The following is a 25,164-nucleotide window of genomic DNA, read 5'->3' on the forward strand; positions in this document are numbered from 1 at the left end:
AGATTGCTCTCCTGGGCTCCCTTGGCATTTGGCAAAGAGTTGGAAAAACAGGCCGGCAGCCCCTGGCATGATAAGCCGCATTTTTATTGACATTACAAGGCAAAAAATGGTTATTATACTTTTGAGGTGTTATAGTATAATAACCTAAGCGATATTATACTTTAGTTTAACAAGAGGTGGTCGGGATGAAACCGGAAAATTTTACTAAATTGGCTCCCGGGCGTACCATATGGATGCCGGAAGGTTTTTGGGCCTTCGTTCCCGATCCATTGCCTCCAAACATAGACTGGAATTCAAACCTGGTGACGGCGCTCTCGGCCGCCGATCGTGCTGTAGGCGAACTTGCCGGTTTAGGACGCAACCTACCAAACCCGCATTTACTTATCAATCCCTTTATTCGCCGGGAAGCAGTTCTATCCTCACGGATAGAAGGAACACGGGCCTCGTTATCAGATATATACGCTTATGAAGTAGGACAGCTACGTTTTTGGGAATATATGGATACAGAAGATGTGCGCGAAGTGGTTAATTATATCCGGGCATTAGAATATGGGTTGCAACGGATGAATGATTTACCCTTGAGCCTGCGATTAATACGGGAACTTCACGGTATTCTCATGGAAGGGGTACGTGGTAGCAGCCGGGCACCGGGCGAATTCCGGCGAGTACAGAACTGGATTGGTCCACCTGGATGCAGCGCGGCTGAGGCCCATTTCGTACCGCCACCGGTTTCCGAGATGCATCAAGCCCTTGATAAATTAGAAAGATTTTTGCATGACGAGCAAGGATTGCCACCTCTTATCAAAGCAGCCCTGGCACATTACCAGTTTGAGGCCATCCATCCATTTTTAGACGGAAATGGACGTATGGGCCGCATGCTAATTATATTATTATTGTGCAACTGGGGTATTTTACCCCAACCATTACTGTATTTAAGCGCCTATTTTGCCATGTACAGGGATACTTATTATGAGTGCCTTCAAAGTGTAAGCACCCGGGGAGATTGGAATAAATGGCTGCTCTTTTTTTTACAGGGAGTTGAGTCCCAGGCCCGTGACGCTATTCTACGTGCCAAACGTTTACAGGACCTGCAGAGAAATTATCACCAACGTTTGGCTCGAACCCGTGTTCCGGCTACAACCCTGCGATTGGTTGATTTCTTGTTTGAATACCCGGTGGTTTCTGTCCCGCAACTGGCGCGTTACCTGGATATTACCTTTACCGCCACCAGTAAACACGTCAAAGCACTGGAAGAAGAAGGCATTTTGCGAAGAGCTGGCGAACGCAAACGCAATCAACTATATGTAGCCGTAGAAGTACTAGCGGCGATCGAGAATCCTCTTACCAGCGACTCTTCCTCCACCAGATAGAAGTAACCGGTGTGTAAACTTAAAATGCAGCCCCCTGCAGGTCACAGGGGGCTCAATTTATCTTCCCGGCGGAGGATTATGACGTCGCCCTTGCGGTCGATGAGCTGCGCGGCGACAGTACTGCCGCCGGGATCTACCAGCAGGTAGCAGCTGTTTTTTTCACGGCAGGCGGTACCGCGGGCGGATAGTTTACAAAAGGTTTCCCGGCGGCGCTGGAGGGTCCTTTCCCCTTCCAGCAGGCGCAGGGCCAGGGTATCCATATTTAAAAGGCAGGGCAGGACCTGGTTGCCGGCCAGGATCAGCCGGGTGCGAAAGAAGCCCTCGACATAAGGCTCAAAACTTTTTACCTTGCCGCCGACCACATAGCCTGTGCCGCCTTCATCGCGGCAGCGGGGCCGGCGCAGGCGTAAAGGTACCAGGACCATCTCCGGCCCCAGGACATCAAGACATTCTTCGTCCGGCGCCGGTCAAGGAGTATCTGGCCGTCATCCAGCCAGACCTCGGTATAGTTGCCGGCATCATCGCCGCTGCCGTAGACCGGCACCAGGATGATCAAGAGGGGAATTTATCACGGTTCGGGATAGCGGCGATTCAGCCGGGGGGTTTCAGGGTTCGGGCCAGCTCGTTTATAGCTACCGTCAGGTCATCGAGTTTTTTCTCCACCCTGACTAAGAGGTAAAAGGCAATGACCATAGGGAAGCCATAGTTGCCGATCTGGACCCAGAGGTTTTCCATGTCAGGCTCCCTCCTTTTCCTCGCTAAAGTTCTACTGCTGGATTACCTTTTCCCGGGCCTGGCCCAGGAGTTCCCCCCAGGCGGCGGCGCATTCGGCGCAGAGAATAAGGTCGCCGATGAGGGCAGTATCTTCCAGGAGCAGTATTTTACCTTCCAGGGTCTGCTGGCGGTCGCAGCAGTCACAACGTCCCCGCCGGGGCCGGGCAAAATAACTGAACCTGACTTGAAACATTATAAAGACCTCCATGTAATTTCATCTAATTGCACTTTAGGGAAACCGGCCGCCAGGGAAGTAAGGCCGTTAGAAAGTTTCACCCCAATTTAGGCCGGGAGGAAGGGGCGAGTCCCTTCCCCACCTCCTCCCGGGCCGGTAAAGGTTAAGCAGCGATGATGTCGGTGACGTCCCTGGTGACGATACGGGCCCCGACAATAGCCGTCAAGTCGCCGCCGGGCGAGGTAAAGATGTTCCTGGCCAGGATGAGTTCCATAACGCTCCGGACTTCAGCCTCGGTCAGGTTATCCCGCGGGTCCTGGACGGCCAGGGTGGTCCGGCGGCCGGCAGCATTCTGGAAGATCAATTCCAGGCGTTTGGTAAGCATAACTGTTCACCTCCTATAGATTTACTTAGGTGCCGGCACTGAGGTCGTTCTCGTTAACGCGGCTGACGGCGTTAACGGGATGTACCTGCAGGCTGCCAATGGCCTGGGCGACGTCGTAGACATCCTGGTCACTGGCAGAAGGTTTGACGCGGCTGTAGGAGCGCACCCGGTAAACGGGTTGCCCAGTAGCGTCAGTCCCGGTCTGCACCTGCAGGCGTAAGGTGGTGGCCAGCGGGGTGCTGATAACGGCCATTTTTTTCACCTCCCTTCGGACAGCCATAGCATAGCATGGTTACCTGTAAAAACGAACTAATGTTTGCACGCGATTACGAGCTAAAACCTGTCGTTAACCGCTAATACCGGCTGCTAAGGAAAGCCAATAAAGCATAAAAACGAAAGCAGGAATATCGTACCAGGCGGATTACCTTAATAATTGGCAAAGAGTTGGAAAACCAGGCCGGCAGGCCCCTGGCAGGATACCGGAGCGTTTATCTAGATAACAGGTCGCTGCGGATTATATGGAAGGTTACGGAACTGCAGGTAATAGAGGTCGCCATCATAGCCGGCATAGCCGAACGCGAAGGAATGCTGGCCTATAAACTGGTTTCCAGGCGCAGGAAGAATTGGAGAAGTATATCGAGGAACTGGTTAAGTAATAACAGGTCTTAATAAAAGGCTAAGTAGTATCCAGTATGAACTACTCATCCAGGACGGCGTTACCGGCCTGGTAGAGCTTCCAGGGAGCCCTTAAGCATTATTTGGCTGAAAATAAAATTGAAGATAGTGTACTTATCAAATAATATTGTTGTGGTAGAATAGTTAACGGGAGGTGGCAAAGATGCAGGAAGTAATGCCAGGCATCATTGTTGACCCATTAATTAAAGGGGGTAAGCCGGTAATAAAGGGTACGCGCGTACCGGTTGAACTTATCGTAGGTAAATTAGCCGGGGGCCTTACTTATAAAGAAATTATGGCAGAATACGACCTAAAAAAGAAGATATCCTGGCGGCACTGCGCTACGCAGCTAATATACTGGCGGAAGAACAAATAAGGGCGGTGCCATAAATAGCTTTTTTGCTTGCCAGAGACAAGCGCTATAATTACTGCAGACGTAGGTTTTGCAGGACTTTCATATACAACTTCGATGGGCGGCCGCCGTCAAAGCAGCGCCGGCGGCGCCCATCCCGGGCCTGCGGTTATATGCGCTGCCTAGGAGCCGGCGCTGAGGTCATTCTCGTTGACGCGGCTAACGGCAGTAAAGTAAAAAGCAAACGGGGGTATTTCCTTTGCGGCGAGCAGCAGCAATTTCCCTCATCGCTGTTATCATAATCGCCGGCGCCCTTGCGGCGGCCCGTTCCCGGACGGGGAGCCCGCCACAGCAGCAAAACGTCCAGCAGCAGGAACCCGGAGTGCAACAGCCCAACGTCCAGCAGCAAGAGTTGGGGGTACCGCAGCAACCCGGCCCCGGCACGAATGAGCCGGGAGTCCAGCAGCCCGGGCCGGGTACCGGCGCTCAAGCCCTGCCGGCGGTCGTAAAGCCCGGTGACTTTTTCCCATTATACCCAGGCAGCAGGTGGCAGTACCTGGGCGAGGGGAACGAATACGCCACCTTTAAACGCGAGGTCCTGTACGCCAGGGGCGACAGAGCCCAGATCAGGGAGGACAACGGCGGCACCGTGAGCGCGGCCGTGTTCAAGATCACGGAAGACGCGGTGACGCGCGTCTTTTTTCAGGGAGAAGCCTACGAAGGGACAAACTTCCTGGACCATGAGCCCGGAGAAAACGTGGTAATTTTAAAGGCGCCTCTGGCAGCAGGCACCAGGTGGGAAACCCCCAACGGCCCCAGGGAGATCGTCGACGTCAACGCCACCGTAGACACGCCGGCGGGTAAATTTGAGAACTGCCTCAAGGTGAAGCTGGAAGGCATCGGTTCCACTATATTCGAGTACTACAATGAAGGGGTAGGGATGGTGAAGAGGGAATTTATTTCCGGAAGCACCCGGGTCACCTCCACCCTTGAAAGCTATGAAATAACCCCGGCCGGATAGAGTTGCAGCCAGGTAAACCACAACCGCTACCGCCAGCGATAGGATAGTGTTAGGAAGCACGTCCCCGCCGCCACCCGGGAAAGGCTGCCGGCGATAGCCGCTACCAGCGCAGGCCATTTTATTGCCGGCATGTTTCCATATCGAAGGTCTGACTGGGGGAGAAAGATCCGGACGGCCGGTAGGCAAGGAGAGCCGGCCAGTTATACGTGCTGCGGCTATGGTCGAGCGGTGGCTGGCAGCCCTGGGGGCAGGCAGGTAGTTTCCCGGACAGGAAGTCTTCTAGAGGCTAATGCTGGTAGTATTTGGACCGGGGTGCTTGGTAGCATGATCGGCTGCCGGGCGCTGCCTAACCCGTGCCCTGGCCTTCATTTACTGGGCCGGTGTCGCCGTCGCCGCCGTCAGCCTGGGCGCCGCTACCGGATATATCCATTTTCCCGGAGCCGTCGTCAACAATGCCCTGTATTCTACTTTCCAGTATAAAAATACCGGCGCGGCCTACCTGCTGGCTACCGGTGTTATCGGTCTTATTCTCCAGGGCAAACGCTGGCGATTGGCCGACCTGGCTATTTATGGTCCGGGTTATTACCTGGGCGCGGTGGTCATCCTGGGCAGCCAGTCGCGGGGCGGGTGGGTTCTCTTCCCCCTGATCCACCTGGCACTGCTCCTTCTCCTACCCCGGGCCTGCCGCAACCGCTGCCTTTACGCCTTGATGGTCAACCTGGGGGCGGCCCTGGTCATCAGCCGCCGCTTCTTACCGGCCGTCCTGGCCGGGCAGCAGGCCTACGCCGTAAAGCTGCTCCTGGCCGGTGCCCTGGCCGTAATTGTCGTCCATGCAATTGTTTACAGCATGTCAAATTACCTGGCCGGGCGGGCCGAAGCAAGGGTGCGCCGCTTCCTGGCCCTGGGCGCCATGATCTACCTTGGGCTGGCTGTAGCCGCTTATGCTTATTACGCTGCCCAGGCCTTCCCGCAGGCGGCCCAGGGTTTTGTCCCTGGGCAGGTAGCGGCGCGGGCCGGTACCATCAGCGGTTATGAACCCAGCTTCCAGCGTTGTCTTTGGAAGACCAGGAGAAAATTAAAGCCCGCCTGGTCGAACAGATCAACTTTGCCCGCAAATGCATGCAGGTACGACGTTGAGCATTTTGCCTAAATATGGTTTTAACTTGAAGAGGGGTGGCCCTGGTGAACCAGTTTGACGATGACGATTGCGAACTCAAGGAAACCGCCTCCCGGTATATACCGGAAGGTGGCCTCCCAGTGCCACCAGCCAAGATGAGCTTTACGGAGTTCCTGGCCTGGTGCAATGAGGACACCTGGGCCGAGTGGGTGGACGGGGAGGTAGTATTATTGACGCCGGCGGCCGTCAAACACCAGCGCGTAAGCCTGTTCCTGAGCAGTTTTCTCGCGAATTACGTGTTGTTAGAGCAGCAAGGGCAGGTTTTTACCGCCCCTTTCCTCGTCCACTTGCCAGAACCGGTCCGGCGGGGGAGAGAACCGGATATTATTTTTATCAAACAGGAGAACCTGGGACGGTTGCAAGCCAACTACCTGGACGGGGCGCCGGACCTGGTGGTGGAGATCACATCACCGGAGAGCCTCGCCCGGGACCGCGGTGAGAAGTTCAGGGAATATGAAGCAGCTGGTGTACCGGAGTACTGGCTGGTCGACCCTGACCGCCGGCAGGCCGAATTCTACCATTTGGAGGCGAACGGTCGCTATCATCTAAGCACCGCCGGTGCAGCGGGAGTCTACTATTCGCGCGTCATTCCCGGCCTGGGGCTGAAAATCGAGTGGCTATGGCAGGACCCGCCTCTATCCGCCCTGGAAGCCCTGCAGCAAATGGGTTACAAAGGGCGGCCATAACTGGGCCGGCAGGCCGGGGAAGACTTTATGCTGCCGCACGGCGTGGAAGTAAATGGCTTTGGTGCATAACCGAATTATTGCTTTCTTACTTATAATGTCTTACACTAGGCGTAAGAAAGGAGGCTTTTGTTATGGAAATAGCCAGTTTATCTTCCAAAGGGCAACTGGTACTACCGAAAAATATTAGAGAAGAGCTCGCCTTGAAACGTGGAGGAGAACTAAAGGTGGAGTTGGTAGGGGGTAAGATAATCCTTGAACCTGTTTACCAGAAAACCAGGACGGCTGGCTGGCGTCGCTGGCGTGGTGCCCTGCGCGGGAAGCGGGTATTGGAAGAACATCTGGAGGAACACAGGCAAGAGGTAGACCGTGATGGTGAAGATATTTGATGCCTATGCCGTCTTATGCTGGATGCAAGAAGAACCCGGTTCATCTTACATTGAGCATCTGTTGGACCAGGCCGAAAAAGAAGTAATTAAGATCCAGATATCAGCCATTAATATTGGGGAAATCTTTTACCGCCTTGTTAAGAGTGGGCATAGCAAAGAGGCGGCCTCCTTTTTAATGGACGTTAAAAAGAAAATCTTTCCCTGGCGGGTAATGCCGGCATCTAATACACGTATCTGGGAAGCAGCGAAACTAAAAGGCGAATACAGGATCTCTTACGCCGATGCTTTTGCCCTGGCACTGGCCCGGAAAACAGGGGGTGCAATAGTTACAAGGGACCCCGAAATAATTGAAGTTTGTAATAGCGGGCGTTTTCTATTGGATCAAATACCCTCAGAATGGCCACTTCAGGCAAAAAAATGAGGCTTTGTTAAGACCCGCCCCTATCCGCCCCGGAAGCCCTGCAAATGCCAAAACGAAAGCAGGGATATCGTACCAGGCGGATTACCTTAATATTTATTGTTCTTGACTTTCACGTCCAAATACGCGATAATTTAAACGAAAACAACAACGTATTTATTTACGCGTAAATGCATATCATTTAGAAAGGAGGATTTTTCAGTGGGAGGCTTCGTACCGGTTATGAAAGGTAAGCCGCTTTTCTCTAGCGACCAGATTGTTAACATCAGCGATTTACAGCGCAAATGGCGCAGTGTCGTAGAACCAAAATTGCATGAGATGCCCTTTTTAATGATGTTTTCCGGTTCCGAACCCAGGGCAACTATTTTAAGCTATGACAAATTTAAAGAACTCTGGGAAAAGGTTGCTGAAGCCGCGGAACTGGAAATAAAATTGGAACTGCTGTGCCGTATACTCGAAAATGAAAAGGGCGGCCAGGCTTTGGTGCCCCTTGCTGAGGTAATTAAAAAGGCCGGTATAACCGCCGAGGATCTGGAGGCTGCTCCTGATGTCGACCTCGAAAATGATTGATCTTGTACCGGCCAATGTAAAATTTTTTCCCGCGGCTGAAGCAGATTTCCTGGGACTGGATAAAAGCAGGCAGATAAAAGTAATTAAAGCCTTGCAAAAAATATCCCGGGCTCCCTCTGCATTTGGCAAAGAGTTGGAAAACCAGGCCGGCAGGCCCCTGGCAGGATACCGGAGCGTTTATGTAGATAACAGGTCGCTCCGGATTATATGGAAGGTTACGGAACTGCAGGTAATCGAGGTCGCCATCATAGCCGGCATAGCCGAACGCGAAGGAATGCTGGCCTATAAACTGGTTTCCAGGCGCAGGGAAGAATTGGAGAAGTTTATCGAGGAACTGGTTAAGTAAACCTACATGACTTAAAAGGGGTTGATATTAATGCGCTTAACTGCTGTTATGCAAAAACGTGGTGACTGGTATATAGGCTTTATTAAAGAAATCCCCGGCATAAATAGCCAGGGGAAAACCCTTGAAGAACTACGAAACAACCTTAAGGAAGCCACTCAGTTAATATTGCAGGCAAACGCAGAATTAGCAGGCAAGTTTCAAGGACCAGATACTATTATTGAACCCCTGGAAATTGCGGTGGAGGCCGTAAATTGAAGCGTAAGGAATTACTGCGCCATTTGCGCCAACATGGATGCCGGCAACTGCGAGAGGGTGGAAATCATACCGTTTTCTTTAACCCCTCTAACTTTAAGACATCTACAGTTCCGCGCCACAATGAAATCGAAGACTTCCTGGCCAACAAAATATGCAAAGACCTGGGCATCCCTTTAGTTAAGAAACGATAAATCTACCCTAACTCGGTCCACCCTGGACCCGCCTCCATGCGCCCCGGAATCCTTGCAGAAAGCAAGGGGGTAAGCCGGTAATAAAGGGTACGCGCGTACCGGTTGAACTTATCGTAGGCAAATTAGCCGGGGGCCTTACTTATGAAGAAATTATGGCAGAATACGACCTCAAAAAAGAAGATATCCTGGCGGCACTGCGCTACGCAGCTAATATACTGGTGGAAGAACAAATAAGGGCGGTGCCATAAATAGCTTTTTTGCTTGCCAGAGACAAGCGACTATAATTACTGCAGACGTAGGTTTTACAGGACTTTCATATACAACTTCGATGGGCGGCCGCCGTCAAAGCAGCGCCGGCGGCACCCATCCCGGGCCTGCGGTTATATGCGCTGCCTAGGAGCCGGCGCTGAGGTCGTTCTCGTTGACGCGGCTAACGGCAGTAAAGTAAAAAGCAAACGGGGGTATTTCCTTTGCGGCGAGCAGCAGCAATTTCCCTCATCGCTGTTATCATAATCGCCGGCGCCCTTGCGGCGGCCCGTTCCCGGACGGGGAGCCCGCCACAGCAGCAAAACGTCCAGCAGCAGGAACCCGGAGTGCAACAGCCCAACGTCCAGCAGCAAGAGTTGGGGGTACCGCAGCAACCCGGCCCCGGCACGAATGAGCCGGGAGTCCAGCAGCCCGGGCCGGGTACCGGCGCTCAAGCCCTGCCGGCGGTCGTAAAGCCCGGTGACTTTTTCCCATTATACCCAGGCAGCAGGTGGCAGTACCTGGGCGAGGGGAACGAATACGCCACCTTTAAACGCGAGGTCCTGTACGCCAGGGGCGACAGAGCCCAGATCAGGGAGGACAACGGCGGCACCGTGAGCGCGGCCGTGTTCAAGATCACGGAAGACGCGGTGACGCGCGTCTTTTTTCAGGGAGAAGCCTACGAAGGGACAAACTTCCTGGACCATGAGCCCGGAGAAAACGTGGTAATTTTAAAGGCGCCTCTGGCAGCAGGCACCAGGTGGGAAACCCCCAACGGCCCCAGGGAGATCGTCGACGTCAACGCCACCGTAGACACGCCGGCGGGTAAATTTGAGAACTGCCTCAAGGTGAAGCTGGAAGGCACCGGTTCCACCATATTCGAGTACTACAATGAAGGGGTAGGGATGGTGAAGAGGGAATTTATTTCCGGAAGCACCCGGGTCACCTCCACCCTGGAAAGCTATGAAATAACCCCGGCCGGATAGAGTTGCAGCCAGGTAAACCACAACCGCTACCGCCAGCGATAGGATGGTGTTAGGAAGCAGCGTCCCCGCCACTAACGGGGGAAGGCAACCGGCAACTACCGCTACCAGCGCAGGCCAGTTTATGCCGCCATGTTTCCATATCAAAGGCTTGACTGAGGGAGAAAGATCCGGCCGGCCGGTAGGTAAGGAGAGCCGGCCAGTTATACGTGCTGCGGCTATGGTCGAGCGGTGGCTGGCAGCCCTGGGGGCAGGCAGGTAGTTTCCCGGACAGGAAGTCTCCTAGAGGCTAATGCTGGTAGTATTTGGACCGGGGTGCCCGGGTAGCATGTTCGGCCCGGTACCCCGGGCCTTTCTGCCATGTAGGCGCTTTCTCGTTCGGGCGCGAAGAAGGCGGCTCCGGTGACGATGTTGCCGGCGCGCTTATACAAATTAATACTTGTTTTAACCCAACTTTGACACTAAAACTTCTATTTCAAGGGCTTAAAGACCACCAAGACTAGTAATATCAACGATCTTTCTCTACCGAAGTCGGCAAAACGTAGTGAAAACAAATCTGCCTTAGAGTATTTTCACGCCGGGCATCTCTTGGTATAATAGTAATGACGATAACCGAGGTGATGCCCCTTTGTTCCCCCGTATTATCACTACCAGGCGCGGCGGCCATACCTACCATTATCTGGTCCTGGTAGAATCCTACCGGGAAAAAGGCAAGGTAAAACAGCGCCAGGTTGGGCATTTAGGCAACATCGACCAGTATTCCCAGGAAGAGATACAGCGGCTTATTAATAAACTGCGGGAATTCCTTAAGGAAGATGAGCTGGGCACTGTTAAGGACCTCCAGACCTTCGGCACCAAGCATTATGGTATCCCCTATGTGGTGAATTTTTTCTGGGAGCGACTGGACCTGGACGCCTTCTTTAAAAACTATCTCCAAAATCGTCAAGTAGAGATGGATGTGGCCTTATGCACCAAGATTATGATTTTAAACCGCCTCATCGCTCCTAAAAGCAAGCTTGGAGTATCCCAATGGTTAAGGCAAATTTACCTGCCGGAACTGGAAGAGAAACAGCCTGAGTTGCATCATTTTTACCGTACTCTTGACGTCCTGGAAGAAATGAAGGATTATCTGGAACGCCACTTGTACAACCGGCTTACGGATCTCTTGAGTTATCAGCTTAACCTGGTGTTTTACGACTTGACCAGCAGCTACTTTGAAGGTACCCATTGCCCCCTGGCCAGGTTCGGTTATTCCCGCGACCACCGGCCGGACTGCCGGCAAATTAATATTGGCCTCCTGGTGACTCCGGAAGGCATGCCTATTGCCCACCAGGTATTTGAAGGTAATATACCTGATAAAGTAACCGTGGCTGGCGCCATCGAACAACTTAAGCAAAAGTTTGCCATCAAGAGCTGTATTTTCGTGGGCGACCGGGGTATGCTGACCAGTCATAATTTAGAAGAACTCAAGGAGGCTAACTTCCGTTATATCCTGGGCTTTCATAAACGCGGCCGGGAAGTGAGCGATGAACTACTGGCCAGGTACCAAAACCTCGAAGAATACCAGCTAATAGACGGCGATAACCCCCTCTTTTATGTGGAAGTACCACCAGAGCAGGTACAGGCTCCCCCTAAAGAAAACTTGGTAGAGGGAGAAGAGGAAGAAAAGGAAAACTTCGAGCCTCCGGTTCGCTATATCCTTTGCCACAATCCTCTCAAAGCCCAAGAGGATTATGAATTTCGGGTCAAAGCGATAGAAGAAGCCAGGATAAAATTGCAAGAGCTGAAAGACAGGCTGGCCCGGGAAACCCCGCGGCGGGGGCGCAAGCCTACCACAAAAGGAGTCATGCTTAAAGCAGCTGCTATCCTTAACAAGAAGGGCCTTGCTCCAATTTTTGATATTACTTATGACGGCAAGTCTTTCAACTTTGAAATTAATGAGCCGGCTCTGGCTAAAGAGGCTTTGCGGGACGGCAAATTTTTAATCCAGACTAATGCTGACCTGCCAGCTGAGGAGGTAATTGCCGCCTATAAAAACCTGCTCCAGGTAGAAACCGCCTTTCGCCATATCAAGGACTTCATTCGCTTGAGGCCTATCTACCACTACAACGAAAGTCGGGTTAAGGGACACATCTTTATATGTGTGCTGGCTTATCTCTTTGAAAAATGGCTGGAGGTGATACATCGCCGATATATTGAAGATGAGATTTTTAAGGCGAAACAAATCCCTGATCCTGAAAGTCAAGAAAGAGAGTTACGCCGCTGGAAGGTTGCCCATAAAAGCGGCCGCCGTATCCTGGAATTATTAGAAGAGATAAAGGCTGTTGACCAGCAGTTTCTTGATAAGCGGATTTATAGTATCACCCAGCCCGGACAAAGCCAGAGTGAATTGTTAAAAATTTTGGGCCTTCCACTTCCACCTAAAATTTTAACCTTCAGGTAGCCACTAAGAGCCCCAGAAAGGGGTTGTAGTGACAATTGTCCCTATGGACCCCTTGATTTTTAAGGGGCGGTGTCAAAGTTGGGTTTTAATACTTGTTCACTTCTCCCTCATGTGGTAGAATTAACCTGTGGGCGTTTTTTTATCCTGCCCGGGGAAGGGGGTGAGAAAGGATGTTTAAGCTCTGGCGTAACAGGTATGTGGCCGGTAACACCTGCTTCATCCTGTTCCTGGTGTTCCTCTTCTCACTTACCTTCGCAGCATTTCCCAACGCAGCCAGTGCGGCTATAAACAGTATTGACTTTACTGGGACAGCTCCCCAAGGTGCTATTACGATCCAGTTAAACCCAACAACTACGACCGACTTTAATAATGTTGTAACTACGTTGTTGAATTACCTTAATAATAATAGCACTACGGTTACCAGCGGCGTATATACTTCTGTTTATAGAGTATATGACGCTGTTTATGGTGCTGTTTATAGTTATACTGTTTACTTGGTATACAATGCCGCCAATACTGACCATCTCAATACGATAACCTTACCTTCTGTTGTTTATAAGTATTGGGATGGCAAGCAATGGGTTCCAAATGCTTATGTGGAGGTGCCTGTACCTGTCCCGAAGACCACCAGTGGCGGTGGTGGCGGTGGCGGCGGCGGAGCCCCGGCTCCAGCTCCTACAACCACGCCCACTGACTACGGCCAGGTCCAGGTGAACACCAGTACGGGTACCATTACGGTAACCATTGACGCCGCCAAAGTGGCGAGCCTGCTCAACCAGGCAGCGCCAACCGTTGTCCTACCGGTCGAGGTGCCGGCCGGTACCACTGTGAAGCAGGTAGAAGTTCCAATCCCGGCCCAGACCCTGCAGCAGGCAGCCGAGAAAGGAAAAGCCATTGAGCTGGCCCTGCCCGGCATGCAAGTGGTCTTGCCGCCCGGGGTAATCCCGAGCGGGCAACTTACCGGGGGCAATGTCACCTTCAAGGCCGAGATGCTGGCCGGAGAAGCCGCCAAACCGTATACCAGCAACCTGGCGAGCGGGATGACGGCGGCCAGCAGTGTAGTGGAACTGAACCTCAGCACTGCTGGTGGCAGTGCCAGCCTAGCCAGGCCGGTAACCCTCGCCCTGAGCTACCAGACCACCGCCGACCCCAACCTGCTTGGTATCTACCGTTATAATGAGGCAGGCAAGCAGTGGGAGTATGTTGGCGGCCGCGTGGATAAGGCAGCACAGCGAGTACAGGTCCAGCTGAGCCACTTCAGCAAGTACGCCGTCCTGGCCTATGAGAAGAACTTTACCGATACCACCGGTCACTGGGCGCAAGCCGACATCAAGCTGATGGCGGCCCGCCATATCGCCGCGGGCAAGACGGATACCCTCTTTGCCCCGGACGATAACGTGACGCGAGCGGAATTCGCCGCTTTGCTGCTCCGCTCCTTGGGCATCGCCGAGGTACAGCCGGCGGCGGCCCGCTTTAAAGACGTTCAGCCGGGTGCCTGGTACTATGGCGCCGTAGAGGCGGCCAGCCGGGCCGGCCTGGTCGGCGGCTATGAAGACGGCACCTTCCGGCCGGATGCCCTGATCACCCGCGAGGAAATGGCGGCCATGATTACCCGCGCCCTGGCCTATGCCGGTAAACCGGTAACCGTGGACGATGCTGCAGCGCTGCTGGCGCGCTTCACTGATGCGGCGGCGGTCAGCGGCTGGGCGCAGCAGGCTGTGGCGGCGGCTGTCAAGTCCGGCATCGTGGCCGGCCGCACGGCGAATACCATCGTCCCGCAGGCCAGCGCCACCCGGGCGGAAGCCATCGTCATGCTGAAGCGCCTCCTGGTGAACACCGGTGCTATTTGAAAAGAGCTACTACCAATTTGGGACTCCGCGCGGGCGGGGTCCCAAATTTTTTTGGGCCAGGATAATGTTGGCAGGAAATAAGCAGCATATGGCGAATAATGTTATTTATGGGAGGAAATTTATCAATTCATGCCGGGTATTGTAACTAAAACAGCTAAAACCGCAAAACGGGTAGAAAGCCGCCCTTTGCTCTACTTAAACCTGCGGGTTTTTATCTGGCCGGGCCTGGCCTTGATCCTGATGATCTCGCCGCTCCTGCGCGGTCTTTTCTTCCGCCCGGAGCGTTTGCTGATGGAAATGGTGGTAGCGGTAGTATTTGCCCTGTGGGTGGCCGACAGGGTGATTACCCGCAGCCGGGCTCTAAATTGGGAAGCAATGGACACGGCGGCCCTGGTATTCCTGGTGACATATATTCTCTCTTTATCCGGCGCCGTGAGCCGGCCCGATGCTGTAGGCGGCCTCCTGGAAGTATTGATGTATTTCCTGCTCTACCTCATGCTCTCCCGCCTGGCTGCCGGGCGCTGCCTTACCCGTGCCCTGGCCTTCATTTACTGGGCCGGTGTCGCCGTCGCCGCCGTCAGCCTGGGCGCCGCTACCGGATATATCCATTTTCCCGGGGCCGTCGTCAACAATGCCCTGTATTCTACTTTCCAGTATAAAAATACCGGCGCGGCCTACCTGCTGGCCACGGGCGTTATCGGCCTTATTCTCCAGGGCAGGCGCTGGCGTTTGGCCGACCTGGTTATTTATGGTCTAGGTTATTACCTGGGCGCGGTGGTCATCCTGGGCAGCCAGTCGCGGGGCGGGTGGGTTCTCTTCCCCCTGATCCACCTGGCACTGCTCCTTCTCCTACCCCGGGCCTACCGCAACCGCTGCCTTTACGCCTTGATGGTGAACCTGGGGGCGGCCCTGGTCATCAGCCGCCGCTTCTTACCGGCCGTCCTGGCCGGGCAGCAGGTCTACGCCATGAAGCTGCTCCTGGCCGGTGTCCTGGCCGTAATTGTCGTCCATGCAATTGTTTACAGCGCGTCAAATTACCTGGCCGGGCGGGCCGAAGCAAGGGTGCGCCGCTTCCTGGCCCTGGGTGCCATGATCTACCTTGGCCTGGCTGTAGCCGCTTATACATATTACGCTGCCCAGGCCTTCCCGCAGGCGGCCCAGGGTTTTGTCCCCGGGCAGGTGGCGGCGCGGGCCGGTACCATCAGCGGTTATGAACCCAGCTTCCAGCAGCGATTACAGTATTACCGCGACGCTTTAAAAATCATCAAAGACCATCCCCTGACAGGTACGGGCGGCGGTGGCTGGAACGCCCTTTACCACCGCTACCAGCCCTACCAGTACTTTACTACCGAAGTACATAACCATTTTCTCCAGGTCGGCGTGGAAGCGGGCCTCCCGGGCCTGGGCGCCTTCCTGGCCCTGTTTGTGACCATGTTTGGCCGCCTTTATCGCCTCTACCGGGAGCGGGATGAGGACGCCGGGGAAGAGGCCGGCGACCCCTGGCCCGCTACCTGGGGCGCCGGTACGGCGGCCCTGGCCCTGGCCGCCCACGGCTTTTTTGACTTCGACCTCTCCCTGCCGGCGGTAGCCCTGACCCTGTGGGCTACCCTGGCCCTGGTGCGGGCGTCCACCCCGGCTGCCGGGGCAGGGGTTAACGGATGGGAAGGGGGCCGCGGGACAGAGCCGCCCGGGGAGCGGGGTCCTGGCTGGAAGGAAAGACACGGCTCCTGGCGGCGGCATCCGGGAGAGTACCTGTCGACCCTGAACAGGCGCTTGGATAAATTGCTGGCGCGGCCGGTAGTTTCTTCCCTGGCCGGTATAATCATAGCAGCAGCCCTCTTTATACCGGCAAATGCCTTTTACCGCGCCGGGGTTACCGGCGCTGACGCCGCCCGCGCCATGCAGGCCGGCGATCTCGACCGGGCCAGAGTCCTCTACGAGCAGGCCCACAGGCTGGATCCTTTCCTGGCCTCTTATCTGGCCGACCTGGCCCAGGTAAATACAGCCCTGGGGCTCAGCCGCAATGACGAGGCGCTGCAGGCCGCGGCGCGCAGCCAGGCTGCTTTAGCGGCCCGCCGCGAGCCTTATAACCCCCGCATTCGCGCCACCCTGGCCCAGGTTTACTTTCTCCAGGGTTATATAAATGAGGCCGTGGCGGAGGCGGAAGCCGTTATCGCGGCTAATCCCTGGGATATCGGGGCTTACGAAGGCCTGGGGCAAATGTACCTGGGAGCGGCCGGCTACCTGGAACGCTTTGGCTTGCAAAAAGAAGCCCTGCCGTACCTGGCAAAGGCGCGGGAACTACCGGCCAGGGTTGCTGCCAGGGAGCAAAAAATCGTATCCGGCCCTTACCCGTGGCAAGGCCCCAGATTCACTGTGACCCCGGCCTTGCATTTTATCAGTGGGCAAGCGTTATACCTCCTGGGCGATTGGGAGGGGGCGGTAACAGCCCTCCGGTCAGCCTGGCAGGATGGGGGCTTGAGGGAAAAGGCGGCGCCCTGGCTGGCGGCCGCCCTGGCCAGGAGCGGCGCCCCCAACCAGGCAGAAAAAATTATGCAAGATTACCCTGCCGCCAGGGAGGAATACCAGAAGCTGCAGGAAAGGAAGGGATAGCCCCATGGCGAAAATTCCGGCACCGGCCGGGGAAGACATGCTTGCCGAAATCGACCTGCGCCAGTACCTGAAAGTTTTGCATAAATGGGGTCCTTGATTACCGGCTTGACCATCGTGGCGATATTGACCAGCGCTGTGTTGAGCTACTTTGTCATCCCGCCCCTATACGAGACTAAAGCCGTCCTCATGGTAACCCAGCAGCGGGATGAAAAAGCCCCGGCCGGGAACCGCGAGCAGGATATCCAGGACGTCATCAACACGGTATCCCGCCTGCCGCTGATGACCGTGAATACTTACGTGGCCCAGCTTACCACGCCGGCCCTGCTGCAGCGGGTGATCAACAAGCTGGGGCTGGACCCCCAGTCTTACACGCCTGCCGGCCTGGCCAACTTGATCACCGTCAAAGCCATTAAAGACACCAATCTAATCGAGATCTACGTCCGCAACACCGACCCGCAGTTGGCGGCGCGCATTGCCAATACCCTGCGCGATGAATTCCTGCAGTTCATTACCGAGAACAACCAGCAGCAGATGGCCAAAGCGGTGGAATTCCTGCAGCAGCAGAAGCAAAAGGTCGACGCCGATCTGGCCAAAGCCGCCGCGGCATTAAAGGAATTCAACGCCAAACCCAACGGCGTCGAGCTCCTGGAGAAACAAAACGCTAAACGCATGGAAGACCTGGCCCTGTACCAGTCGCAGCTCCAGCTGGCCGGGGTGGAGACAGAGCAGTTACGCGCCGCCAAAGCCAGCCTGGAAGCGCGCCTGGCCCAGACGCCGCCCAAAGTGACGGTCAAGCAGCCCCTTCTGACCGCCGGTAAAGAAGAAGTGGCAGCCGGGCCGGTGGGGGAAGTTGAAACGGTCAACCCCGTTTACACCCGGCTCCAGGAGGATATTGCCGCCAAAGATGCCGCCCTGGCTGACAAAGAGGCCCAGATCAGCGGCCTCAAGCAGGTTATCGCCCAACTGCAAAAAGACCTGGAAGGCCTGCAGGCCGACCTCACGGCCAAGAAGACCGAGCAGGACCGCCTGCAGCGCCAGGTGAAGCAGCTGGAAGAAGCCAGCAGCCTGCTCGCCCAGAAGATTACCGAGACCAGCATTGCCAGCTCCATCAATTTAGGCGGCACGGCCCTGGTCCCGGTAGGGGCCGCCATGGTCCCTACCGCACCGGTAAAACCCAACAAGCGCCTGAATATGGCCGTGGCCGGTGTCCTGGGACTAATGATTGCCGTTTTCCTGGCCTTCCTGCTGGAGTACCTGGACAATACGGTCAAAGACCCGGAGCAGCTGGAAAGCCTGCTGGGGCTGCCCGTCCTGGGCACCGTGCCCCAGATGACCCGCAAGCGCCGCCGTTAAAGAGGAAGGGAAATTATGGCTAAAATCTCCAAACCCATGCTGGTAGCCGGCAAGCATCCCAAATCGCCCATGGCTGAAGCTTACCGCACCTTGCGGACCAATCTTTCTTTTGCAGCCGTCGACCAGCCCGTCCGCACCCTGCTGGTCACCAGCGCCGGCCCCGGTGAAGGCAAATCCACAACCATATCCAACCTGGCGGTAGTCCTGGCCCAGGGGGGCAGCCAGGTACTGCTGGTGGACTGCGACCTGCGCCGGCCGTCCCAGCATAAAGCCTTTGAGCTGGACAACAGCCGCGGCCTGACCAACGCCCTGGTCGAGGAGATAAATCCTGAGGAATTAATCCAGGCCACTTCCGTCGAAGGCCTGGGCGTGCTGACGACCGGCCCGCTGCCGCCCAACCCGGCCGAACTCCTGGGTTCGGAAAGGATGAAGGGCCTGCTGTCCGGGCTGGCGGCCGGCTTTGATTACGTCCTCCTCGACACCCCGCCGGCCCTGGCCGTTACCGACGCCGCCGTCCTGGCGCAGCAGGTGGATGGAGCCCTGCTAGTCGCCCGGGCCGGGGTTACCCGGACCGACATGCTCCTGGAAGCCAGGGAACTCCTGGCCCGGACCGGTGTGCGGCTGCTGGGAGCCATCTTAAACGGCATCCAGCCCAACGGCAACAGCTACTACTATTACTACTATTATTATTCCGACAGCGCCGGGCAGGATGAGACCCTTGATTGACAGCCACTGCCATCTCCTGCCGGGCCTGGACGACGGCGCCGCCACCTGGGAGGAAGCACTGGCCCTGGCCGCAGCAGCTTACCGGGAGGGTACCAGGGCCCTGGTGGTGACGCCCCATTACCTGCCCGGGGCTTTTACACCCGAACCGTCCCGCATCCGGGAACTGGCTGCCGAATTCCGCAGCCGCCTGGCAGCGGATAGTATAGGGATAGATGTTTACCCTGGCTGTGAAGCCTACCTGGTGCCGGAGCTGCCGCAACTGGCCCGCCAGAGCAAGGTTATTACCTGGGGCGACAGCGGCCGCTATTTGCTGGTGGAGCTGCCCCTGCAGGAGCTGCCGCCCTGGGCGGATCAAGTCCTTTTTGAGCTGCGCCTGGCCGGCCTCACGCCCATCATCGCCCACCCGGAGCGCTGCGCTGGCGTCCAGCGCCGCCCGGAATGGGTGGCAGAGGCGGTTAACCGCGGTATGCTGGTCCAGGTCAATGGGCCCAGCCTCACCGGCAGGTACGGCGGCAGTGCCCGGAAAACAGCCGGGAAGCTGCTGGCCGGGGGGCTGGTCCACCTGCTGGGTTCCGACGCCCACTCCCACCGCCGCCCGGCCGGCCTGGAGGAGGCGGCCCGGGTGGTTGAGCGCCGCGCCAGCCGGGAAGCGGCCGCGGCGATATTGACCGGCAACCCGCTGGCTCTCCTCAAGGGGACGGCCCTGCCCGAAGCAGCCGCAGCCCGCGAGTTGCCCCGGCGCCGCTGGCAGTGGCCCTGGAGTAGCAGAAAAAGCCAGAGATGAAAAAATCACCCTTAGGGGTGAAGGAAAATGGCGTTACGTAGAGTATAACTAATATATGGTAGGAGGCGAGGAAGCTCCCCGTGTACCTGGTCACTTGCGGGGAGCGGAGCCAGTAGTGAACCCGGCCTACTGCCAGGCTTCATCTTGTTCCAAACAAGGGGGCAGGCACAATGGCCGGGGAAGAGATCCGGGCTTTATGTAACGAACTCCGCCGCCTGGGTTATTATGAATTCCAGATCAAAGAAATCATTGCCGGCATTGCCGGCAACAAAAAGATTAACCAGTTGTCTTTGGAAGACCAGGAGAAAATTAAAGCCCGCCTGGTCGAACAGATCAACTTTGCCCGCAAATGCATGCAGGTACGACGATAAGCAGAAAAATTTTCCATCGTGTCGAATAGCAACGAATGATGAAAAAAGAAGGAAAATCCCTGGGAAACATAAAAGACTCTCAAACTGGCAGTGACTTGATGGCTAACCTCTCCGGCAGCAAGGGCACCCGCATGCGCCCACTGACTAACAAGAGGTGATAAATTTTTTGCTCCTTTCGTTAACTCATTGGTCGGATTCAAATATAGAGTGCAGGTGGCAAAGATGGTATAATGACTTAAAAGGGGTTGATATTAATGCGCGGTAAATATAATGAACAGGTTGTAAGGATTGGGCAATAAGAAGAAATTATCAGGCACTCAGAATAACATATAGTGGTATTAGCATTTGAGGAGGCGTGCTCAAAGAAGATGTCTACCCTGGAAAGATTGAAGCGTTTAGAGGGACTGGTTCAGGTCTTCGGTAGCGATAGATTACTCGATACAACCATTAATAAACTTATGAAGACCAAGAAACAGGAATTAGTCAAAAGGCTAAGTAGTATCCAGTATGAACTAAAGAGATTAGAACAGACTTACCAAATAAATTCTAATGAATTTAAGGATAAATATCACGCAGGCCTTCTAGGTGATGATGTTGATTATATAAAATGGGCCAGTCTTATCGATATGGAGCAGCGTATAAGAAAGCAAATGAGGTATCTTGACGATGACTCCTGAACAATATTTTTTGCAATTACGTTTAATAATAGTTACGCTGGATATTATCCAGGAATTTCAAGTTCGTGATGAATTTATTAGTGAAGATTTTGGTTACATGCGTCTACGTCTAAATCTTATAAATGGTGATATAGCGGAGATGTTTGAATATGTTGTCAGGGAGAACAATCGAATAAAAACTATTAACTATAGTTTTCATTTACAAAATGCAGAAGGCACTTTGTTAAAGCGCTGGGATAATGCCCCCCATCATCGTTCACTTAAGAATTTTCCACATCACTGCCATGATGGCAGTTCAGGAAAGATTATTTCTTCCAGGGAAATTACAGGTAGAGCATTTTTAAAGGAGCTTAAAAAGCTATACTTGTCAACCCGTTAATCAAAGGGGGCAAGCCGGTAATAAAGGGCACGCGCGTACCGGTTGAACTTATCGTAGGCAAAATAGCCGGCGGCCTTACTTATGAAGAAATTATGGCAGAATACGACCTCAAAAAAGAAGACATTCTGGCGGCACTGCGCTACGCAGCCATTATACAAAATTAACCTTGTAATCCACTGACGTTCCTAACATATGCTGGTATTATTGTTCATAAAGTAAGCATAAGATATGTCGAAATAAATATAATGGAGCAGCCGGTATGGATAGCCATTACGCAGTCCTGGACTGCCTGCAAAGAAACGACAAGCTCACCCAGCGCGACATCGCCCGTTACACCGGCCTTTCCGCTTCCTGCGCTGCAGACCTGGCCGGTATAGACGGCCGCAGCATCCTGGTAATCACCTGGCAGGCCGGGGAAGAATACCAGCCGCCGCCGGGGATAGAAGTGGTGAATATAATCCCCCGATTGTAGGGATTAGGGAGTAGGAAAAAAATAATAGACACTCATAGTTACATAAAATGGTATTAATTACTGGCGGTAGTAGAACTATTTAAGCAGAGGGCTTTTTAGTATGCTCTTTTAGATTCTTTGTTGAGGGGAGGGTTAGCGGGTGGAAGAACAAAAAGACGCCAACCTGGCAATGTATGCGGACGAGCACGCCATGCGATTAGAGTTTGCCGATATTATAAGAGTTGACGCTAACGCGGAAAGAGTTATTCTGACCTTTATTCAACGATATCCAGAAGCCGAGGCAGCAAACCGAACAGAAACTAAGCCCCCTATTCCTGGCGTCCAGTATATGCCGAATGGGCGTATCGTTAGCCGCGTGGTTGTGTCTTGGCCACATCTGATACGTATACGGGATATGCTTAATAAACTTATCTCCGAACGGGCCTCTGATGTAATAGCTGCCACCCAAACTATAATAGGGGGGAAAAAAGCTATTGATTCAGAAAAATAACATAATCCAATTCCCCGGCGGAGATCAGACTACTTTTGAACAAACGCCCCGTGACATTACCGTCAGTGATGCTGGACTGCCCATTGGGAATATCATAAAAGAGGCATTCCTCGATAAGATTGTATTCGTACCAAGAGTTTCTGAGACACAGGAGAATCTAAGAAACGAACTAATGCAAAGAATTGTCCAAACGGCGCAGTCAATTAATGAAACAGCCGTTACCCGGGAAGGGGAGACGCAGGTGGACTGGCAGGAGAAATATCTCGATAAGCTGGACCGTGATATCGGCGAAATCAAGCAATCGCTGCAGGCTACCGAGGAGCGTATTGCCGCTATGGTGAGCCAGACCCTTGGTGAAATACGCGACCGCGATAATCAGCGGCACGCAGAGGTTCAGACCATCAGGGCCGACATGCAGGCTATACGTTCGGATAACGAGGAGACCCGCCGCTGGATAATAGGGATGGCTATAGCTACGATCCTGGGTATAGCTGCAATGGTTGTTACTGTTCTGCTAAAGTGAAGGTCGGGTTTATGCAAGGCGTTCAAGAAACCGTTTTAATGACACGCAATACTGGATAATAAAGGCGATATCGGGAGACTAAACCATGAAAGGCCTCATCCTCTCCGGGGGCAAGGGCACCCGCCTGCGCCCACTTACATATACCACTACCAAGCAGCTCATTCCCGTGGCAACCGGCCCATTTTGTTTTTCGTCATCGAGCAGGTCGTCCAGGCCGGGATAAGGGATATCGGCATCATTATCTCCCTGGAGACAGGGGAGAGCGTGCGCCAGGCGGTGGGCGACGGCAGCCGCTTCGGCGCGCAGGTAACGTACATACTCCAGGAAAAGCCGCTGGGGCTGGCCCACGCGGTACTTACGGCCCGCGATTTTCTTATGGACGACCCTTCCTCATGTTCTTGGGGGACAACCTCATCCAGGACGGCGTTACCAGCCTGGTAGAGGCCTTCCAGAAAGAAACCGCCGACGCCGCCATCCTGCTGAAGGAAGTTCCCGATCCCAGGGCCTTCGGCGTCGCCGTCCTGGACGGGGAAGGCCGGGTGACCCGCCTCATTGAAAAGCCCAAAGACCCGCCCAGCAACCTGGCCCTGGTAGGCATTTACCTCTTCACCCCGGCCATCCACCGCGCCATAGCCAGCATCCGCCCCTCCTGGCGGGGCGAACTGGAGATCACCGATGCCATCCAGGAGCTCCTCCAGTCCGGCGGCCGGGTTCTGGCCCGGCGGGTAGAAGGCTGGTGGCTGGATACCGGTAAGAAAGACGACATCCTGGAAGCCAACCGGGCCGTCCTGGACGCCTACGACCGCACCTCCATCGAAGGAGAAGTCGACGCCGGGAGCCATATCGCCGGCAGAGTCGCCATCGGCCCCGGCAGCAAGGTAAAGAACACCACCATCCGCGGGCCAGCTGTCATCGGCAAAGGCGTGACCCTGGAAGACTGCTTCATCGGCCCCTTCACGGCCATAAGTAATGTATTATCATAATATATCCATAATAAGGCGTGAGGAATAGTTGAATAAATCTAGCTATTATTTTTTTCGCTATTTCGTACATCCAATGCAGCAGCTAAAATTAAATTTTGGTAGTTCGAATGGAGAAGGGGTTACCGATGTCAAATCTTTACTTTCTCAACAATTTTTCAGTAAGTTGGAGAAAGATGGTAAGATTGAGTATATGGTCAGAGAAACAAATTTCTTGCTTTACTTAACCCGTGTACTCGATACAGGTACTTTTCTTTGTAAGTTTGCTAGAGGGCTTAACCTTAAAAGGCATACGCCAGGGGAAAAGGATATCGAGAGTATTATTGAAACCAACTATCCATACATTTACATAGTGATTGATAAACACCATCAAATAATAATGTTACAGAAAAAGACTACCGTCTTCCGGAATATTGATCAAGCAAAAAACTCGTTTCATAGTTTTCTCGTCGGAGTTATAGGTGCTGCGCCTTTTGAGATTTCTATAAACGATATTACCTCCATCCAACAATTTTGGAAGTGTATTAAGGAGGCGGAAGCGGTATTCTATGTAAGGTTTCACCTTAAGACGCCCAATCTTTGGGGTTTCTCTGAAGAAGCAAGCAATCTCTTAAGAAAAGTTAAGGAGAGTATAAATAACACATCTCTAGAGCTCAAATTTGAAAATGAGAATGGGCAATTGCATATTGAAAAAGATTCGCTAAACATAGGAAGCCTTGCTGATTATGCCTCTGGTGGTGGTGGTTCCTGGGACGCAAAGATAAGGCGAAGTGGTGAAACCTCGCCAGTTACCGTTAGTAGTAGGGAGTATAAGAGAAGTATCCAATTATTTTCAGACTTGGAACTTGAAGAGCCTGAAAGGATTGTTCAAGCTGTTAGAGAAGCGGATAGAGCGGAGTACGACGAAGAGCCGGACAATGAGGGCCAGAGCCAGGCTATTCCTGGCGATAGGCGGTAGTAGTTTGTTGGCCGTTGTTATACTACATAATGTGCCTGCTAATAGCAATTTTTTATTAACAAACACTGAATTTATATTAACATATTTTGGCATATTGCTTGGATTGGTCATTGCTGTAGTTTCCTTAATCACGCCGGTAATTGAACGCATCTTGGAAAAGTTAAACCAAGTAACGCCGCGGATTATAAAAGGAAAGGCTAGGAATTTATACGACTTGACATCATTAATCAATGAACTAAAAGAGGATACATTATTTGTTTTTTATTTTTTTGTAATTACTCTCGGCACATCAATACTGGCGCAAGTACGCTGGTCCAAGATTAGTGAGCTGTCACTTCTATCAGTTAATGTTTACGAATTAGTACAGGTTACTATCATTATACTTAGCCTATTCACAATTCATGACATTCTTCATGGTATGTTCAAAATCTTGGAAGTAATGACTTTCCTTGCCTCAAGATTGCATAATGAAAAAAAGAGATGAAGGTAAACCTTACGTTTTTTTTCTTAGCTTATTTAATTTTTGAAGTAAGGG

35 protein-coding genes, 2 pseudogenes and 1 riboswitch are annotated in these 25,164 nt (G+C 53.6%); of the genes and pseudogenes, 30 read left to right on the forward strand and 7 right to left on the reverse strand.

What is annotated here, in order from left to right; all coding sequences use genetic code 11:
• Positions 1 to 185 precede the first annotated feature (185 nt).
• Positions 186 to 1,370 (forward strand): Fic family protein, encoded by a 1,185-nt coding sequence (locus tag MGLY_RS09995; RefSeq protein WP_156273484.1) that lies wholly within the window; start codon positions 186 to 188, stop codon positions 1,368 to 1,370.
• 41 nt (positions 1,371 to 1,411) lie between these two features.
• Here the strand turns inward: MGLY_RS09995 and MGLY_RS10000 are convergent, their stop codons facing one another.
• The 6 genes from MGLY_RS10000 to MGLY_RS10020 all read right to left on the reverse strand — a co-directional run bounded on the left by MGLY_RS10000 (position 1,412) and on the right by MGLY_RS10020 (position 2,957).
• Entirely contained in the window at positions 1,412 to 1,795 is a 384-nt protein-coding gene (locus MGLY_RS10000) for a hypothetical protein (protein WP_156273486.1), read from the reverse strand.
• Positions 1,714 to 1,926 (reverse strand): hypothetical protein, encoded by a 213-nt coding sequence (locus tag MGLY_RS17800; RefSeq protein WP_170291017.1) that lies wholly within the window; start codon positions 1,924 to 1,926, stop codon positions 1,714 to 1,716. Before MGLY_RS17800 ends, MGLY_RS10000 begins: the two co-directional genes overlap by 82 nt.
• A 35-nt stretch (positions 1,927 to 1,961) precedes the next feature.
• Positions 1,962 to 2,105: a YvrJ family protein gene (locus tag MGLY_RS10005; protein ID WP_064774466.1), complete on the reverse strand. Its 144-nt coding sequence runs from the start codon at positions 2,103 to 2,105 to the stop codon at positions 1,962 to 1,964.
• A 31-nt stretch (positions 2,106 to 2,136) separates the two neighbouring features.
• Positions 2,137 to 2,337 carry a hypothetical protein gene (locus tag MGLY_RS10010; protein WP_156273488.1) on the reverse strand — a complete coding sequence of 67 codons (201 nt, stop codon included), beginning with the start codon at positions 2,335 to 2,337 and terminating at the stop codon, positions 2,137 to 2,139.
• A gap of 145 nt (positions 2,338 to 2,482) precedes the next feature.
• Positions 2,483 to 2,704: a DUF2922 domain-containing protein gene (locus tag MGLY_RS10015; protein WP_156273490.1), complete on the reverse strand. Its 222-nt coding sequence runs from the start codon at positions 2,702 to 2,704 to the stop codon at positions 2,483 to 2,485.
• 25 nt (positions 2,705 to 2,729) lie between these two features.
• Positions 2,730 to 2,957: a DUF1659 domain-containing protein gene (locus MGLY_RS10020; protein ID WP_156273492.1), complete on the reverse strand. Its 228-nt coding sequence runs from the start codon at positions 2,955 to 2,957 to the stop codon at positions 2,730 to 2,732.
• 585 nt (positions 2,958 to 3,542) lie between these two features.
• On the opposite strand from MGLY_RS10020, the gene MGLY_RS10030 reads away from it, so the two are divergent.
• Entirely contained in the window at positions 3,543 to 3,755 is a 213-nt protein-coding gene (locus tag MGLY_RS10030) for a DUF433 domain-containing protein (RefSeq protein ID WP_211661859.1), read from the forward strand.
• A 235-nt stretch (positions 3,756 to 3,990) separates the two neighbouring features.
• Positions 3,991 to 4,752: a hypothetical protein gene (locus MGLY_RS18030; RefSeq protein ID WP_211661860.1), complete on the forward strand. Its 762-nt coding sequence runs from the start codon at positions 3,991 to 3,993 to the stop codon at positions 4,750 to 4,752.
• A gap of 346 nt (positions 4,753 to 5,098) precedes the next feature.
• Here the strand turns inward: MGLY_RS18030 and MGLY_RS10040 are convergent, their stop codons facing one another.
• Positions 5,099 to 5,404, reverse strand: a complete 306-nt coding sequence (locus MGLY_RS10040) for a hypothetical protein (RefSeq protein ID WP_156273494.1) — start codon at positions 5,402 to 5,404, stop codon at positions 5,099 to 5,101.
• A 57-nt stretch (positions 5,405 to 5,461) separates the two neighbouring features.
• On the opposite strand from MGLY_RS10040, the gene MGLY_RS10045 reads away from it, so the two are divergent.
• The 27 genes and pseudogenes from MGLY_RS10045 to MGLY_RS10175 all read left to right on the forward strand — a co-directional run bounded on the left by MGLY_RS10045 (position 5,462) and on the right by MGLY_RS10175 (position 25,113).
• The gene (locus MGLY_RS10045; RefSeq protein ID WP_156273496.1) at positions 5,462 to 5,902 is read left to right on the forward strand and encodes a hypothetical protein; all 441 of its coding nucleotides are present in this window, start codon (positions 5,462 to 5,464) and stop codon (positions 5,900 to 5,902) included.
• Between the two features lie 23 nt (positions 5,903 to 5,925).
• Positions 5,926 to 6,615 (forward strand): Uma2 family endonuclease, encoded by a 690-nt coding sequence (locus MGLY_RS10050; protein WP_211661861.1) that lies wholly within the window; start codon positions 5,926 to 5,928, stop codon positions 6,613 to 6,615.
• Positions 6,616 to 6,746: 131 nt separating this feature from the next.
• On the forward strand, positions 6,747 to 7,001 hold the full coding sequence (locus MGLY_RS10055) for an AbrB/MazE/SpoVT family DNA-binding domain-containing protein (protein ID WP_156273498.1): 255 nt from the start codon (positions 6,747 to 6,749) through the stop codon (positions 6,999 to 7,001).
• Positions 6,985 to 7,422 (forward strand): type II toxin-antitoxin system VapC family toxin, encoded by a 438-nt coding sequence (locus MGLY_RS10060; RefSeq protein WP_156273500.1) that lies wholly within the window; start codon positions 6,985 to 6,987, stop codon positions 7,420 to 7,422. The genes MGLY_RS10055 and MGLY_RS10060 overlap by 17 nt, the downstream gene beginning before the upstream one ends.
• Positions 7,423 to 7,620: 198 nt before the next feature.
• On the forward strand, positions 7,621 to 7,989 hold the full coding sequence (locus tag MGLY_RS10065; protein ID WP_106007001.1) for a hypothetical protein: 369 nt from the start codon (positions 7,621 to 7,623) through the stop codon (positions 7,987 to 7,989).
• Entirely contained in the window at positions 7,967 to 8,335 is a 369-nt protein-coding gene (locus tag MGLY_RS10070) for a hypothetical protein (protein WP_156273502.1), read from the forward strand. The genes MGLY_RS10065 and MGLY_RS10070 overlap by 23 nt, the downstream gene beginning before the upstream one ends.
• Before the next feature lie 30 nt (positions 8,336 to 8,365).
• A complete protein-coding gene (locus MGLY_RS10075; RefSeq protein ID WP_156273504.1) occupies positions 8,366 to 8,590 on the forward strand; it encodes a type II toxin-antitoxin system HicB family antitoxin in 225 nt (74 codons plus the stop codon).
• A complete protein-coding gene (locus MGLY_RS10080) occupies positions 8,587 to 8,781 on the forward strand; it encodes a type II toxin-antitoxin system HicA family toxin (RefSeq protein WP_156273506.1) in 195 nt (64 codons plus the stop codon). The genes MGLY_RS10075 and MGLY_RS10080 overlap by 4 nt, the downstream gene beginning before the upstream one ends.
• 74 nt (positions 8,782 to 8,855) lie before the next feature.
• Positions 8,856 to 9,029: pseudogene (locus MGLY_RS18500) on the forward strand (DUF433 domain-containing protein); the annotation flags it as partial.
• A 222-nt stretch (positions 9,030 to 9,251) separates the two neighbouring features.
• Entirely contained in the window at positions 9,252 to 10,013 is a 762-nt protein-coding gene (locus MGLY_RS18035) for a hypothetical protein (protein WP_211661862.1), read from the forward strand.
• 43 nt (positions 10,014 to 10,056) lie between these two features.
• Positions 10,057 to 10,272: a hypothetical protein gene (locus MGLY_RS18040; protein ID WP_156273510.1), complete on the forward strand. Its 216-nt coding sequence runs from the start codon at positions 10,057 to 10,059 to the stop codon at positions 10,270 to 10,272.
• Positions 10,273 to 10,638: 366 nt separating this feature from the next.
• A complete protein-coding gene (locus MGLY_RS10100) occupies positions 10,639 to 12,453 on the forward strand; it encodes an IS1634 family transposase (RefSeq protein WP_156272643.1) in 1,815 nt (604 codons plus the stop codon).
• Between the two features lie 170 nt (positions 12,454 to 12,623).
• Entirely contained in the window at positions 12,624 to 14,303 is a 1,680-nt protein-coding gene (locus MGLY_RS10105; protein WP_156273512.1) for an S-layer homology domain-containing protein, read from the forward strand.
• 129 nt (positions 14,304 to 14,432) lie between these two features.
• Positions 14,433 to 16,916 carry an O-antigen ligase family protein gene (locus MGLY_RS10110; protein ID WP_156273514.1) on the forward strand — a complete coding sequence of 828 codons (2,484 nt, stop codon included), beginning with the start codon at positions 14,433 to 14,435 and terminating at the stop codon, positions 16,914 to 16,916.
• A 93-nt stretch (positions 16,917 to 17,009) separates the two neighbouring features.
• Positions 17,010 to 18,269, forward strand: coding sequence for a GumC family protein (locus MGLY_RS10115; RefSeq protein WP_170291020.1), 1,260 nt, complete (start codon positions 17,010 to 17,012; stop codon positions 18,267 to 18,269).
• Positions 18,270 to 18,284: 15 nt separating this feature from the next.
• Positions 18,285 to 18,995 carry a CpsD/CapB family tyrosine-protein kinase gene (locus MGLY_RS10120; RefSeq protein ID WP_156273518.1) on the forward strand — a complete coding sequence of 237 codons (711 nt, stop codon included), beginning with the start codon at positions 18,285 to 18,287 and terminating at the stop codon, positions 18,993 to 18,995.
• Positions 18,979 to 19,779 carry a tyrosine-protein phosphatase gene (locus tag MGLY_RS10125; protein WP_156273520.1) on the forward strand — a complete coding sequence of 267 codons (801 nt, stop codon included), beginning with the start codon at positions 18,979 to 18,981 and terminating at the stop codon, positions 19,777 to 19,779. The genes MGLY_RS10120 and MGLY_RS10125 overlap by 17 nt, the downstream gene beginning before the upstream one ends.
• A 52-nt stretch (positions 19,780 to 19,831) precedes the next feature.
• A riboswitch (cyclic di-GMP riboswitch) is annotated at positions 19,832 to 19,915 on the forward strand.
• 34 nt (positions 19,916 to 19,949) lie between these two features.
• Positions 19,950 to 20,150, forward strand: a complete 201-nt coding sequence (locus MGLY_RS10130) for a hypothetical protein (protein ID WP_156273522.1) — start codon at positions 19,950 to 19,952, stop codon at positions 20,148 to 20,150.
• Between the two features lie 368 nt (positions 20,151 to 20,518).
• Positions 20,519 to 20,827: a hypothetical protein gene (locus tag MGLY_RS10135; protein WP_156273524.1), complete on the forward strand. Its 309-nt coding sequence runs from the start codon at positions 20,519 to 20,521 to the stop codon at positions 20,825 to 20,827.
• Positions 20,817 to 21,206: a toxin-antitoxin system TumE family protein gene (locus MGLY_RS10140; protein WP_156273526.1), complete on the forward strand. Its 390-nt coding sequence runs from the start codon at positions 20,817 to 20,819 to the stop codon at positions 21,204 to 21,206. The genes MGLY_RS10135 and MGLY_RS10140 overlap by 11 nt, the downstream gene beginning before the upstream one ends.
• A 20-nt stretch (positions 21,207 to 21,226) precedes the next feature.
• A complete protein-coding gene (locus tag MGLY_RS18820; RefSeq protein ID WP_422880112.1) occupies positions 21,227 to 21,370 on the forward strand; it encodes a DUF433 domain-containing protein in 144 nt (47 codons plus the stop codon).
• Between the two features lie 95 nt (positions 21,371 to 21,465).
• Positions 21,466 to 21,678 carry a winged helix-turn-helix domain-containing protein gene (locus MGLY_RS10150; RefSeq protein ID WP_156273528.1) on the forward strand — a complete coding sequence of 71 codons (213 nt, stop codon included), beginning with the start codon at positions 21,466 to 21,468 and terminating at the stop codon, positions 21,676 to 21,678.
• Between the two features lie 139 nt (positions 21,679 to 21,817).
• Positions 21,818 to 22,168 (forward strand): hypothetical protein, encoded by a 351-nt coding sequence (locus MGLY_RS10155; RefSeq protein ID WP_156273530.1) that lies wholly within the window; start codon positions 21,818 to 21,820, stop codon positions 22,166 to 22,168.
• A 172-nt stretch (positions 22,169 to 22,340) separates the two neighbouring features.
• The gene (locus MGLY_RS10160) at positions 22,341 to 22,691 is read left to right on the forward strand and encodes a DUF1515 family protein (RefSeq protein WP_156273532.1); all 351 of its coding nucleotides are present in this window, start codon (positions 22,341 to 22,343) and stop codon (positions 22,689 to 22,691) included.
• An 85-nt stretch (positions 22,692 to 22,776) separates the two neighbouring features.
• Positions 22,777 to 23,662: pseudogene (locus tag MGLY_RS10165) on the forward strand (glucose-1-phosphate thymidylyltransferase); the annotation flags it as partial.
• 85 nt (positions 23,663 to 23,747) lie between these two features.
• Entirely contained in the window at positions 23,748 to 24,629 is an 882-nt protein-coding gene (locus tag MGLY_RS10170) for a hypothetical protein (RefSeq protein WP_156273534.1), read from the forward strand.
• A gap of 4 nt (positions 24,630 to 24,633) precedes the next feature.
• Entirely contained in the window at positions 24,634 to 25,113 is a 480-nt protein-coding gene (locus tag MGLY_RS10175) for a hypothetical protein (RefSeq protein ID WP_156273536.1), read from the forward strand.
• Positions 25,114 to 25,164 lie beyond the last annotated feature (51 nt).

The sequence above is a fragment of the Moorella glycerini genome (assembly GCF_009735625.1).
Lineage (GTDB): Bacteria > Bacillota > DSM-521 > Neomoorellales > Neomoorellaceae > Neomoorella > Neomoorella glycerini.